Genomic DNA, 13,233 nt, shown 5'->3' with positions numbered 1-13,233 from the left:
AATGAAAACACGTAAAATTGGACTCGCGAATTATCTTGCTTACGGGTCAGGTGATTTTCTCGGGGCGGGTACCACCGCCCTTACGGCGGCCTGGCTTTTATATTTTTATACCACCTTCTGCGGGCTTTCACCGATCGAAGCAACGTTCATCTTTGCTGCGGCAAGGGTGCTGGATGCCGTCGTTAGCCCGTTGATGGGCTTTTTAACCGATAACTTTGGTACGACCTGGCTCGGCAAGCGCTTTGGCCGTCGTAAGTTCTTTATTCTGCTGGGGATCCCTTGCGTGTTCAGCTACTCGCTGATGTGGGTTGGGGACATGAGCTTCGGGTACTACCTGCTGACCTATCTGCTGTTTGATATTGTTTACACCATGATTCTGGTGCCGTACGAAACGCTGGTGCCGGAAATGACCGATGACTTTAAACAGAAAACCAAGTTCTCCGGGGCGCGTATCGCTATGGCCCAGATGTCCGCCATTCTGGCTTCCTTCCTGCCGGGGATCCTGTTGACTTGGTTCGGGAAAGACAACGCGGTTTCCTTCTTCTACGCAAGCCTGGTTTTCTCTGTGCTCTGCGCGCTGATGCTGACTTTCGTCTGGTTCTTCACCTGGGAACGTCCGCGCGAAGAGTGGTCTGAAGCGGCGCTGCGTGCTGAAGAAGAGAAGAAGAAGCTGACGATAGGGCAAAGCCTCAACCGCCTGATCGTTGAGCTCAGCTCCACGCTGCGCATCAAGATTTTCCGTCAGCATTTGGGCATGTACCTCGGCGGCTATATCGCGCAGGACGTGTTTAACGCGGTATTCACCTACTACGTAGTGTTCGTGCTGATGCAGGAAGCGTCAGTGGCGTCCAGTCTGCTGGGCACGATGGCCATCTTCCAGTTCCTTGCGGTTATCGCCATGATCCCGCTGTGTATCCGCTTCGGACCCGCGCCGTCCTACCGCATGGCCGTGGTGCTGTTTGGCCTGGCGTCTCTCTCTTACGCCATGCTTTATTACGCGGGCATGAGCGACGTCTACGCTCTGCTGTTGCTGATCTCTGCGGTGGCTGGGCTGGGGCGCGGCGGGATCAACTACGTGCCATGGAACACCTACACCTACATTGCTGACGTGGATGAGGCGATCACCGGCCAGCGCCGCGAAGGGATCTTCGCGGGCATCATGACCCTGACCCGTAAGGCGTCACAGGCCGGCGCGGTGATGCTGGTGGGTATTGTGATGCAGATGTCCGGCTTTGTCAGCGGTCAGAAAGTGCAGCCTGCGGAAGTGAGCCACACCATTTTGACGATCCTGAGCGTGGGCACCATCATGGTGCTGTTCTGCGGCTTCCTCGTTTCCCTGCGCTTCAGGCTCAATCTGCAGACCCACAGCACGCTGCGCGAGGAGACCGCGAAAATGCGCGAGTGTGGTCATGCGATGCCTGAGTCAGCGACGCCACACGCCCGCGCCACCGTTGAGATGCTGGCCGGTATGCCTTATGAGTCACTGTGGGGCAATAACAACATCGGTTATCTGAATCGCAACAAGCCAGCGGCACCCTCTCTGAAAGAGCGCGCGGTACTGAATTCGACATACAACAGAGGTTAAGATGATGAAAGTTTGGCCTGTCAAACATAGCCCGTTACTGCGTCAGCCAGAGCGCTTTATCGCCCGGGACGAGCTGAAATCGCTGATTCAAAAGGTGACGCATAGCCTGGTCAATATCCACGACAAAACGGGTGAATTTTTGCTGCGGCTGGACGACGGGCGCGTGATCGACACCAAAGGCTGGGCCGGATGGGAGTGGACGCACGGCGTTGGCCTGTACGGTATCTGGCAGTATTACTGCCAGACCGGCGATGAAGGTATGCGAGACATTATCGACAGCTGGTTTGCCGACCGGTTTGCGGAAGGTGCGACCACCAAAAACGTGAATACCATGTCGCCGTTTCTGACGCTGGCTTATCGCTACGAAGAGACCCAAAATCAGGCCTGGTGGCCGTGGCTGGAAAGCTGGGCGGAATGGGCGATGGCAGAGATGCCGCGCACGGAACACGGCGGGATGCAGCACATCACCCTGGCGGAAGAAAACCATCAACAGATGTGGGATGACACGCTGATGATGACGGTGCTGCCGCTGGCGAAAATCGGCAAGCTGCTCAATAAGCCGGAGTACGTTGAAGAGGCGGTCTATCAGTTCCTGCTGCACGTGCAGAACCTGATGGACCGGGAGACCGGGCTGTGGTTCCACGGCTGGAGCTATGACGGTAATCATAACTTTGCCCGTGCCCGCTGGGCGCGCGGCAACAGCTGGCTCACCATCGTCATCCCGGACTTCCTTGAGCTGGTGGATCTGCCGGAAAGCAACGCGGTGCGCCGCTACCTGGCGCAGGTATTGAATGCGCAGATTGCCGCGCTGGCGAAATATCAGGACGACAGCGGGCTATGGCATACGCTGCTCGACGATCCACATTCTTATCTTGAGGCGTCTGCCACGGCAGGGTTTGCCTACGGCATTCTGAAAGCCGTGCGCAAGCGCTACGTTGGCGCGGAGTATGCCGAAGTGGCAGAAAAAGCGATTCGCGGTATCGTCAAAAATATTTCGGCGGAAGGCGAGCTGTTGCAAACGTCGTTCGGCACGGGCATGGGCAGCGATCTTGAGTTTTATCGCCAGATCCCGCTGACGTCTATGCCATACGGACAGGCGATGGCGATTCTCTGTTTGACGGAATATTTACGGAAGTATTTCTGATAAGAAAAAACCCGGCGCTTGCCGGGTTTTTTGTATTACATGCGTTCTACGGTTTCGATACCCAGGGTATCCAGACCCAGCTTCAGGGTCTTCGCCGTGAGCTGCGCCAGCTTCAGGCGGCTGTTGCGGACCGATTCGTTTTCCGCAGACAGAATAGGGCAGTGTTCGTAGAAGCCGGAGAACAGACCCGCCAGATCGTACAGGTAAGCACACATTACGTGCGGCGTGCCGTCACGCGCGACAACCGTCAGCGTCTCTTCAAACTGCAGCAGGCGCGCCGCCAGCTGTGCTTCACGATCTTCCGTGATGGTCACTGTTGCATTCGCCAGTACGTATTCATCAATGTTCGCCTTACGGAACACCGAGAGCACGCGGGTGTAGGCGTACTGCATGTAAGGCGCCGTGTTGCCTTCAAACGCCAGCATGTTATCCCAGTCGAAGATATAGTCGGTGGTACGGTTCTTGGAGAGATCCGCGTATTTCACCGCACCGATACCCACGGCGTTGGCCAGTTTTTCCAGCTCGTCGGCAGGCATGTCCGGGTTCTTCTCGGCCACCAGACGGCGGGCGCGCTCCAGCGCTTCGTCCAGCAGGTCGGACAGCTTCACGGTTCCGCCCGCACGGGTTTTGAACGGCTTGCCGTCTTTGCCCAGCATCATGCCGAACATGTGGTGTTCCAGCGGCACGCAATCCGGCACGTAACCGGCTTTACGCACGATGGTCCACGCCTGCATCAGGTGCTGGTGCTGACGGGAGTCGATGTAGTACAGCACGCGGTCAGCATGCAGCGTCTCGTAACGGTATTTCGCACAGGCGATATCGGTAGTGGTGTAGAGGTAGCCGCCATCCTTTTTCTGGATGATCACGCCCATCGGTTCGCCTTCCTTGTTTTTATACTCGTCAAGGAACACCACCGTTGCGCCTTCGCTCTCTACCGCCAGGTTTTTCGCTTTCAGGTCAGCCACAATCCCGGGCAGCATTGGGTTGTAGAGACTTTCGCCCATCACGTCGTCACGGGTCAGGGTGACGTTCAGACGGTTATAGGTCAGCTGGTTCTGAGACATGGTGATGTCGACCAGCTTGCGCCACATCTCGAGGAAGTATTGGTCGCCGCCCTGCAGTTTTACCACGTAGCTGCGCGCGCGCTCGGCAAAAGCTTCGTCTTCGTCGTAGTGCTTTTTGGCTTCGCGGTAGAACCCTTCCAGATCCGCCAGCGCCATTTCACCGGCGTTTTCCTGCTGCTGTTTTTCCAGGTAAGCAATCAGCATGCCGAACTGGGTACCCCAGTCGCCCACGTGGTTCGCGCGGATCACCTTGTGACCGAGGAACTCGAGCGTGCGCACTGCGGCATCACCGATGATGGTGGAGCGCAGGTGGCCAACGTGCATCTCTTTCGCCACGTTCGGGGCAGAGTAGTCGATCACGACGGTCTGCGCCTCCGGCTGGGAAACGCCCAGACGGTCAGATTTCAGCGCCGCATCAACGTGGCTTGCCAGGAATGCAGGCTCAAGGAAGATGTTGATAAAGCCCGGACCGGCGATTTCGGTTTTGCTGGCAATGCCGGAAAGATCCAGATGCGTCAGTACCTGCTCAGCGAGCTGTCGCGGCGGCATGCCCAGTTTTTTAGCCACTGCCATCACGCCATTAGCCTGATAGTCGCCAAACTGTACTTTTGCTGACTGACGAACCTGCGGTTCGCAATCCGCAGGCGCGCCTGCGGCAATCAGTGCCTGACTGACTTTTTCGGAGAGAAGAGCCTGAATATTCACCTGGATACCTTACGTTTTTGATGCGGGCTTACAACCGCCCGCGCCAGTTAAAGAATTTAGGGCGGGAGTATACTGCAAATGCCCTCTGGCGTCAGCATTGCGGGGCCTGAAGATTGCTCAGAATCCAGGCGGTGAAGGTGTGCATAATCATGCAGTCGCAAAAAGCCAGATTCTGCGGTTGGTCAAAACAGGGCAACAGAGTAAATTAGCGGCTTTGCGACATGAAAAGAGAGTGACTTATGGCGAACTGGCAATCCATTGACGAACTGCATGATATTTCCGCAGATTTACCGCGCTTCACCCAGGCGTTCACAGATCTTGCCACCCGTCTCGGTCTGGATATCGCGCCGCTTGAGGCCGATCACATCTCTTTGCGCTGTCATCAGAATGCCACGGCGGAGCGCTGGCGTCGCGGGTTCGAACGGTGCGGCGAGTTGCTCTCCGAGAACATCATCAATGGCCGTCCCATTTGCCTGTTCAAACTGCATGAACCGGTGAACGTGGCGCACTGGCAATTCACCGTGGTTGAACTGCCGTGGCCGGGCGAGAAACGCTATCCGCACGAAGGCTGGGAGCATATCGAAATTGTCCTGCCGGGTGAGCCGGAAACGTTGAACGCGCGCGCGCTGGCCCTCCTTTCCGACGAAGGCTTAAGCAAACCGGGAATTTTTGTGAAGACGAGTTCACCCAAAGGCGAGCGCGAGCGGTTACCTAACCCGACGCTGGCCGTCACTGACGGACAGGTCACGGTGAAGTTTCATCCGTGGACCATTGAGCAGATCGTTGCCAGCGAAGCGTAAGAGATGTGAGTTCACGCCGGGACTGAAAACGGACGGCGTGTCATGATATTTCGTTTAGTGGAATTTCAGGAGGATTAAATGGCGCTGCTGGAGATTTGTTGTTACAGCGTGGAGTGTGCCGTGACCGCGCAAAAGCACGGGGCTGACCGCATTGAACTGTGCGCGGCACCCAAAGAGGGCGGGCTGACGCCGTCTTACGGCGTGTTGAAGTCTGCCCGTCAGGCCGTCACCATTCCCGTTCACCCGATTATTCGTCCGCGCGGCGGTGATTTTTGTTACACGGCGGGCGAGTTCAGTGCCATGCTTGATGATATCGCGCTCGTTCGGGACCTCGGGTTTCCAGGGCTGGTGACCGGCCTGCTGGATGAAGACGGCAATATCGATATACCGCGCATGCGTCAGATTATGAGCGCCGCGCAGGGGCTGGCCGTCACTTTTCATCGCGCATTTGATATGTGTAAAGATCCGCTTCAGGCCTTTGAAACGCTTGGAGAACTTGGCGTGGCGCGCATCCTCACATCGGGTCAGCAGGCGTCAGCTGAAAAAGGACTGCAATTAATTACGGAACTAAAAGCACATTCCGGTGTTCCAATAATAATGGCGGGTGCGGGAGTCCGCGCCAGCAATCTGGAACGGTTTTTAAACGCAGGGGTAGAAGAGCTGCACAGCTCCGCGGGTAAATGGATACCTTCGCCCATGCGTTATCGCAATACAGGATTGTCAATGTCGACGGATGCTGAAGCGGATGAGTATTCACGCTATGGCGTAGAGGGAGAGTCGGTTGCGGAAATGAAGTCGCTGATTGAGCGCCATCACGTGTAGCAACGTACCGATTTTTACCGCGCATCATGTCGCCCAATATGATGCTTGCTTGTACCAGGCCCCTGCAATTTCAACAGGGGCCTTTTTTTGTCTTTCATGCTTCAAGCCGCAGCTGCGTTGGCCGCCTCGCTCACCCCGGTCACTTACTGATGTAAGCTCCCGGGGATTCGCTGCGTAGCCGCCTTGCTGCAACCTGAACTATTTCGAAGAAAACGTGCTACGAGTAGGCCGTTAAGGCGTAGCCGCCACCCGGCTAAAAGGCTACGGCTTGGTCGCAATCAACACCGCACGCATCGGAGCCGGATAGCCTTCGATGGTTTTGCTGTGGTCGGCCGGGTCGAGGAACTGCTCCAGCGATTCGGTGATCATCCAGTCGGTGCGGCGCTGTTCCTCGAGCGAGGTCACGCTGACGTCGGCAATCCGCACATCCACAAACCCGCACTTCTCCAGCCAGTTCTTCAGCGCCAGCGCGGAAGGGATGAAGTAAACGTTGCGCATCTGTGCGTAGCGATCGCCCGGCACAAGAACGTCATGTTCATCGCCTTCAATTACCAGCGTTTCCAGCACCAGCTCGCCGCCGCTGACCAGCTGATCCTTCAATTGCCACAGGTGTTCAAGCGGGGAACGACGGTGGTACAGTACGCCCATGGAGAAGACGGTATCAAAGGCTTTCAGGGCAGGGAGTTGTTCAATGCCCAGCGGCAGCAGGTGCGCGCGCTGGTCGTTACCCAGCAGCTTGCGCACCGCTTCAAACTGGCACAGGAACAGCTGCATCGGGTCAATACCGACCGCCAGATGCGCGCCCGCGCCAATCATGCGCCACATGTGGTAACCGCTGCCGCAGCCCACGTCCAGTATGGTACGTCCGGTCAGGTCGGAAAGGTGAGGCAGAACGCGATCCCATTTCCAGTCCGAGCGCCATTCGGTATTGATGTTCACGCCGTAAAGTGAAAACGGCCCTTTGCGCCACGGCATCAGGTTACGCATCAGCGTTTCGATGCGGTTGATCTGTCCGGCCGGAAGCGGCTCTTCGCTCTCGGCGGTTACGCTGTGCAGAAGATCCAGACGATGCGGGGTCAGTTCGGGCAGAAACTCCACCGCATTTGACCACTGCTTTAACAGGCCGTGCTGCTGATCGCGCTGCCAGGCGGCAATCTGCGCGGGCAAGGTTTCCAGCCAGTGGGAGAGCTGGTTTTTGGCAATCAGCTGATAGAAGTTGCTGAATTCGATCATGCGGATTCTCCCGCTTTCAACGCCACCAGAGAGCCGAAGTTAAAGCACTGGAACCACAGTTCGCTGTGCTCAAATCCGGCTTTGCGCAGGCGCGCTTTGTGGGTTTCTACGGAATCCGTCAGCATCACGTTTTCGAGCATGCTGCGCTTCTGGCTGATCTCCAGCTCGCTGTAGCCGTTCGCCCGTTTGAAATCGTGGTGCATATTGAACAGCAGTTCGCCAACCTCGGCATCTTCGAAGCTGAATTTCTCCGAGAGCACCAGAGCGCCGCCGGGATTCAGCCCCTGATAAATTTTGTCCAGCAGCAGCTGACGGTCTTCAGGCACCAGGAACTGCAGGGTGAAATTCAGCACCACCATCGACGCGTTATCGATCTCAATATCGCGGATATCGCCTTCCACCACGTCTACGGGAACAGGGGCTTTATACGCGTCAATGTGGCGACGGCAGCGCTCAACCATCGCCGGGGAGTTATCGACGGCAATGATTCGGCAGCCTTCGTGGTGAACGTTACGACGAACCGACAGCGTTGCCGCGCCGAGCGAGCAGCCCAGGTCATAGACCTGCGTGCCGGGTTGAACGAAGCGCTCAGCCAGCATGCCGATCATTGAGATAATATTGGAATAACCGGGAACAGAGCGCTGGATCATATCCGGGAAGACTTCGGCTACCCGTTCATCGAAGGTCCAGTCGCCCAGGCTGGCGATAGGCGCGGAAAAAAGCGTGTCGCGATCTGACATAACGTAAAAATCCGGGAAAAATAAAGTGGCGTATTGTGCGCTAATGGAGGGAGAAAACCAACTCCCACGGCATATACCACAGGTTAGCCAGCACCATCAGCAAAAGCGAACACCAGGTCGCACTCATGCCGGAACGACGCCAGCGGATTAAGCGGTGGTGAAAACCGTAATAGTGCATCAGGCGGCCAGCAATAAGAAGCAGGCCACAGATGTGCACCATCCAGGTTTCTGCGCCATTCATCTCCATAAACAGCAGCAGGATTAAGGCTGCGGGGATGTATTCGACCGCGTTGCCATGAATGCGGATAGCACTTTGTAGCTCGGAAAATCCGCCGTCACCGTAAGAGACGCGGTACAGCGTTCTGAGGCGCACAACATCAAATGAAAACTTAATCAGCAGTAATGCACCTAACACCGCATACAGCGCGCTGACCATACAAACTCCCTGTTTTTGGCAGATGGCACTTCACTATGATAGGGGGTGATATCAGAAAAGAGAAGATTGTTGTGGGATGGAAGGGGCGCTGCCCACGGACGGCACCGCAGCCTGCAAGGCCTGCCAAAGAGCATCGACCAGTTCGGGGGCCTGGGCAATATCCGGCGTGTGCAAAAAGAGATACGGTGTGGTGGCGTGTTCCCACGAGGCCAGTTTTTCCAGCCAGACGGCGAACATCGCCTGGTTTTGCTGCATGTTGTCGCTGCCGATAAATCTGACCATTGGGTTATGCGCGGTCACGATGGCGTGGACCGGCACTTTCGGTTTTTTACGCTGAGCTTCAACGATGGCTTCGCTATGGGGGACAGCGCTGTGCACCGGTCGGCTATCGAGGATCACCCGGTTAACGGAACGCTCAAGCAGGCCGCGATTGAGCGCTTTTTCTGCTTCGCCCTTCGCAAAAAATTCAGGATGCCTGACTTCAACGCCGTAGGTGAATTCGCGGGGCAGGGCATCCAGGAACTGCCAGAGCGCAGGCAAATCGCGCGGGCCAAACGTGGCGGGTAGCTGGATCCAGTACTGACCGATGCGGTTCGCGAGCGGCGACATGCGCGTAAAAAACTCTTCGGTCAAATCACCGCAGTTGCGCAGCGCGGCCTGGTGGGAAATGGTGGACGGAAACTTAAAGCAGAAGCGGAAGTCGTCGGTGGTTTGTTCCCGCCAGCGCGCAACAATCTCGGCTTTGGGGAGCGCATACAGGGTGGTGTTACCCTCGACACAGTTGAAGTGCCGGGCATACTCCTCAAGGCTGGTGATGCCAAGGCGCACCCATTTCGGGTGCGACCACTGGGGCAGGCCCACGTACATCATAGCGCGCTGACAATCTCATCCGTGCTGCGCACGCGGCCGATGCGCGGGAAGATATGGGTCATGCTGCCCTGGTGCTGTTCCTCGGAGGCCGCGCTGCAGGCATCTTCGGCGATCACCAGATTAAAGCCCAGCTCCCACGCGTTGCGGGCGGTAGACTCCACGCCGATGTTGGTGGAAATGCCGCACAGGATGATGGTGTCGATGCCGCGACGGCGGAGCTGCAGCTCGAGATCGGTACCGTAAAAAGCGCCCCACTGGCGTTTGGTCACTTCAATATCGCTGTCGCGTTTGCCGAGTGCGGCCGGGTACGTCCACCAGTTTTCCGGCAGGGCGCGTGCAGGAGCCTGGGCATCAACGGGCTGTTTTAACGCTTCGGCGTAATCAGCGGACCAGCCGACTCGCACCATGACAACAGGCGCACCGCTGGCACGACATGTTTCCGCCAGGCGAGCAGCGCGGTTGACCACATCATCCGCAGTATGCGGGCCACCGGCGAAGGGCAGAATGCCTTCCTGTAAATCAATCACAACAAGTGCGGTTTTACTGGCATCAAGTGTTAACATCGTTACTCCCGTTAAATGAATCACTTCCAGACACCATACGACGTCATGGCCTGTTCCTGGTCGGATAATTTTGTTAATTTTTGTGAGAATGCGCAATAAGAGTGCAGCAAACGACCGCCTGGCCGTGGTTCGCTCTTATCGTCCGGCGGAATTTCCAGTATAATAGCCGCCTTTTTTCATCCAGTTGTGACATACAGAAAGCTGCGACATAGTAGCCTGCATACCAGGCGACATTTAGCCTGCGGCTAATTAAGGGATATCTCATGCGTACAGAATATTGCGGGCAGCTGCGTCAGTCCCACGTTGGACAGCAGGTAACCCTGTGTGGTTGGGTCAATCGTCGTCGTGATCTTGGTAGCCTTATCTTCATCGATATGCGCGACCGCGAAGGTATCGTTCAGGTGTTCTTCGATCCGGATCGCGCAGATGCGTTGAAGCTGGCCTCTGAGCTGCGTAATGAGTTCTGCATTCAGGTTACCGGCACAGTGCGCGCGCGTGACGAGAAAAATGTCAACGCCGACATGGCGACGGGTGCCATCGAAGTGCTGGCGTCCGATCTGGTGATCATCAACCGTGCAGAAGCGCTGCCGCTGGACTCCAACCACGTCAACACTGAAGAAGCGCGTCTGAAATACCGCTACCTGGATCTGCGTCGTCCGGAAATGGCTCAGCGCCTGAAAACCCGTGCGAAAATCACCAGCCTGGTGCGCCGCTTTATGGATGACCACGGTTTCCTCGACATCGAAACCCCGATGCTGACCAAAGCCACGCCGGAAGGCGCACGCGATTACCTGGTTCCATCCCGCGTTCATAAAGGCAAATTCTACGCGCTGCCGCAGTCTCCACAGCTGTTCAAACAGCTGCTGATGATGTCCGGCTTCGATCGCTACTATCAGATTGTTAAATGCTTCCGCGACGAAGACCTGCGCGCTGACCGCCAACCAGAATTTACCCAGATCGATGTGGAAACCTCCTTCATGACCGCCGAGCAGGTGCGTGAAGTGATGGAAGCTCTGGTGCGTAGCCTGTGGAACGACGTGAAAGGCGTTGAGCTGGGCGATTTCCCTATCATGACCTTCGCTGAAGCCGAGCGTCGTTACGGCTCTGACAAACCAGACCTGCGTAACCCGATGGAGCTGGTGGACGTAGCAGACCTGGTGAAAGGCGTTGAGTTTGCCGTATTCGCTGGCCCGGCTAACGATCCTAAAGGCCGCGTAGCAGCGCTGCGTGTACCGGGTGGTGCTGCCCTGAGCCGCAAGCAGATCGACGACTACGGCAACTTCATCAAGATCTACGGCGCGAAAGGTCTGGCCTATATTAAAGTGACCGAGCGTGCGAAAGGTCTGGAAGGCATCACCAGCCCGGTAGCGAAATTCCTGAACGCGGACATCGTGGAAGCGATCCTTGAGCGCACCGGCGCGCAGGACGGCGACATGATCTTCTTCGGCGCAGACAACAAGAAAGTCGTGGCGGATGCGATGGGCGCGCTGCGTCTGAAGCTCGGCAAAGACCTGAGCCTGACCGACGAAAACAAATGGGCGCCGCTGTGGGTTATCGACTTCCCAATGTTTGAAGACGACGGTGAAGGCGGCCTGACCGCAATGCACCATCCGTTCACCTCGCCAAAAGAGATGACGGCGGCAGAGCTGAAAGCGGCACCGGAAGAGGCGGTCGCGAACGCTTATGACATGGTTATCAACGGCTATGAAGTGGGCGGCGGTTCCGTGCGTATTCACAGCGGTGAAATGCAGCAGACCGTGTTCGGCATTCTGGGCATCAACGAGCAGGAGCAGCGCGAGAAGTTTGGCTTCCTGCTGGACGCACTGAAATACGGTACGCCGCCGCACGCGGGTCTGGCCTTCGGTCTTGACCGTCTGACCATGCTGCTGACCGGCACCGATAACATCCGTGATGTTATCGCCTTCCCGAAAACCACTGCCGCAGCGTGTCTGATGACCGAAGCGCCAAGCTTTGCCAACCCGGCCGCACTGGCCGAACTGGGCATTGATGTGGTGAAGAAGGAAGAGAAAAACTGATATGACATATAAGCTCCCCGTTTCGGTCCTGGTGGTCATTTATGCAGAAGACACGAAGCGGGTGCTGATGTTGCAGCGGCGCGATGACCCTGAATTCTGGCAGTCGGTTACCGGCAGTCTGGAAGAGGGGGAGACCGCGCCGCAGGCCGCCGCGCGTGAAGTAAAGGAAGAGGTCGCCATTGACGTTGCCCGCGAGCAATTGACCCTGAAGGACTGTCAGCGCACGGTGGAGTTCGAAATTTTTAGCCATTTACGTCATCGCTACGCGCCGGGTACCGAGCGCAATACGGAGTCGTGGTTCTGTCTCGCGCTCCCCCATGAACGGGAGATCGTGTTTACCGAACACCTGACCTACCGCTGGGTGAATGCGGCAGATGCCGCCGCACTGACCAAGTCGTGGAGCAACCGGCAGGCGATTGAAGAATTTGTAATTAACGCAGCCTGAGAAGGCGCGATTTTTGGAGAACTTTTTATGGCAGGTCATAGTAAGTGGGCCAACACCAAACACCGCAAAGCGGCACAGGATGCCAAGCGCGGTAAGATCTTTACCAAAATCATTCGCGAGCTGGTGACAGCAGCGCGTCTGGGCGGCGGCGACCCGGCTTCTAACCCGCGTCTGCGCGCGGCGGTGGATAAAGCGCTGTCTAACAACATGACGCGTGACACCCTGAACCGTGCTATCGCACGTGGCGTGGGCGGTGATGAAGACGCGAACATGGAAACCATCATTTATGAAGGTTACGGTCCTGGCGGTACGGCGGTGATGGTTGAGTGCCTGTCCGACAACCGTAACCGTACCGTTGCGGAAGTGCGCCACGCGTTCACCAAAACCGGTGGCAACCTGGGCACCGACGGTTCCGTGGCTTACCTGTTCAGCAAAAAAGGCGTCATCTCCTTCGAGAAAGGCGACGAAGATGCGATCATGGAAGCGGCGCTGGAAGCCGGTGCGGAAGACGTAGTGACCTTCGATGACGGCGCTATCGACGTTTATACCGCGTGGGAAGAGATGGGTGCCGTGCGCGACGCGCTGGAAGCGGCTGGCCTGAAAGCGGACAACGCTGAAGTCTCCATGATCCCGTCCACCAAAGCGGACATGGATGCGGAAACGGCACCAAAACTGCTGCGTCTGATCGACATGCTCGAAGACTGCGACGACGTGCAGGAAGTGTACCACAACGGTGAAATCTCTGATGAGGTTGCAGCGACTCTCTGATGAGAGCCTGTAAACCGTTTAC

General features: G+C 56.8%; 13 protein-coding genes. 7 read left to right on the top strand and 6 right to left on the bottom strand.

The window, feature by feature from the left end:
- The first annotated feature begins 1 nt into the window (after position 1).
- Both ACOTZC_RS13620 and ACOTZC_RS13615 read left to right on the top strand, forming a co-directional pair.
- Positions 2-1,585 carry an MFS transporter gene (locus tag ACOTZC_RS13620; RefSeq protein WP_126303793.1) on the top strand — a complete coding sequence of 528 codons (1,584 nt, stop codon included), beginning with the start codon at positions 2-4 and terminating at the stop codon, positions 1,583-1,585.
- A 4-nt stretch (positions 1,586-1,589) separates the two neighbouring features.
- A complete protein-coding gene (locus ACOTZC_RS13615) occupies positions 1,590-2,729 on the top strand; it encodes a glycoside hydrolase family 88/105 protein (RefSeq protein ID WP_163354110.1) in 1,140 nt (379 codons plus the stop codon).
- A gap of 35 nt (positions 2,730-2,764) precedes the next feature.
- Here ACOTZC_RS13615 and argS read toward each other — a convergent pair whose 3' ends face one another.
- Positions 2,765-4,498 (bottom strand): arginine--tRNA ligase, encoded by a 1,734-nt coding sequence (gene argS, locus ACOTZC_RS13610; RefSeq protein WP_047173223.1) that lies wholly within the window; start codon positions 4,496-4,498, stop codon positions 2,765-2,767.
- Positions 4,499-4,737: 239 nt separating this feature from the next.
- On the opposite strand from argS, the gene ACOTZC_RS13605 reads away from it, so the two are divergent.
- Positions 4,738-5,298 carry a VOC family protein gene (locus tag ACOTZC_RS13605; RefSeq protein WP_045404453.1) on the top strand — a complete coding sequence of 187 codons (561 nt, stop codon included), beginning with the start codon at positions 4,738-4,740 and terminating at the stop codon, positions 5,296-5,298.
- Positions 5,299-5,376: 78 nt separating this feature from the next.
- Positions 5,377-6,120 carry a copper homeostasis protein CutC gene (gene cutC / locus ACOTZC_RS13600; protein WP_045355966.1) on the top strand — a complete coding sequence of 248 codons (744 nt, stop codon included), beginning with the start codon at positions 5,377-5,379 and terminating at the stop codon, positions 6,118-6,120.
- 261 nt (positions 6,121-6,381) lie between these two features.
- Here cutC and cmoB read toward each other — a convergent pair whose 3' ends face one another.
- Genes cmoB through ACOTZC_RS13575 form a run of 5 tightly spaced genes read right to left on the bottom strand, consistent with a single transcriptional unit; the run spans position 6,382 to position 9,962 of the window.
- The gene (cmoB, locus tag ACOTZC_RS13595; RefSeq protein WP_045404454.1) at positions 6,382-7,353 is read right to left on the bottom strand and encodes a tRNA 5-methoxyuridine(34)/uridine 5-oxyacetic acid(34) synthase CmoB; all 972 of its coding nucleotides are present in this window, start codon (positions 7,351-7,353) and stop codon (positions 6,382-6,384) included.
- Positions 7,350-8,093, bottom strand: a complete 744-nt coding sequence (cmoA, locus tag ACOTZC_RS13590) for a carboxy-S-adenosyl-L-methionine synthase CmoA (RefSeq protein ID WP_045355967.1) — start codon at positions 8,091-8,093, stop codon at positions 7,350-7,352. Before cmoA ends, cmoB begins: the two co-directional genes overlap by 4 nt.
- A gap of 40 nt (positions 8,094-8,133) precedes the next feature.
- Positions 8,134-8,529 carry an MAPEG family protein gene (locus ACOTZC_RS13585; RefSeq protein ID WP_021240443.1) on the bottom strand — a complete coding sequence of 132 codons (396 nt, stop codon included), beginning with the start codon at positions 8,527-8,529 and terminating at the stop codon, positions 8,134-8,136.
- Positions 8,530-8,580: 51 nt separating this feature from the next.
- Complete coding sequence (locus ACOTZC_RS13580; RefSeq protein WP_045404455.1) at positions 8,581-9,399, bottom strand: DUF72 domain-containing protein; 819 nt, start codon at positions 9,397-9,399, stop codon at positions 8,581-8,583.
- Positions 9,396-9,962 carry a hydrolase gene (locus ACOTZC_RS13575; protein ID WP_047173221.1) on the bottom strand — a complete coding sequence of 189 codons (567 nt, stop codon included), beginning with the start codon at positions 9,960-9,962 and terminating at the stop codon, positions 9,396-9,398. The genes ACOTZC_RS13580 and ACOTZC_RS13575 overlap by 4 nt, the downstream gene beginning before the upstream one ends.
- A 263-nt stretch (positions 9,963-10,225) precedes the next feature.
- Between ACOTZC_RS13575 and aspS the strand changes: the two genes are divergently transcribed.
- Genes aspS through ACOTZC_RS13560 form a run of 3 tightly spaced genes read left to right on the top strand, consistent with a single transcriptional unit; the run spans position 10,226 to position 13,211 of the window.
- Positions 10,226-11,998 (top strand): aspartate--tRNA ligase, encoded by a 1,773-nt coding sequence (aspS, locus tag ACOTZC_RS13570; protein ID WP_045355970.1) that lies wholly within the window; start codon positions 10,226-10,228, stop codon positions 11,996-11,998.
- 1 nt (position 11,999) lies between these two features.
- Positions 12,000-12,443 (top strand): dihydroneopterin triphosphate diphosphatase, encoded by a 444-nt coding sequence (nudB, locus tag ACOTZC_RS13565; protein WP_008500446.1) that lies wholly within the window; start codon positions 12,000-12,002, stop codon positions 12,441-12,443.
- A gap of 27 nt (positions 12,444-12,470) precedes the next feature.
- Positions 12,471-13,211 carry a YebC/PmpR family DNA-binding transcriptional regulator gene (locus ACOTZC_RS13560; RefSeq protein WP_008500447.1) on the top strand — a complete coding sequence of 247 codons (741 nt, stop codon included), beginning with the start codon at positions 12,471-12,473 and terminating at the stop codon, positions 13,209-13,211.
- Positions 13,212-13,233 lie beyond the last annotated feature (22 nt).

Origin of the sequence: Enterobacter cloacae complex sp. SHL009, assembly GCF_049237205.1 — a bacterium.
Taxonomy (GTDB): domain Bacteria; phylum Pseudomonadota; class Gammaproteobacteria; order Enterobacterales; family Enterobacteriaceae; genus Enterobacter; species Enterobacter cloacae_M.
This window is presented reverse-complemented; position numbering and strand designations above follow the sequence as displayed.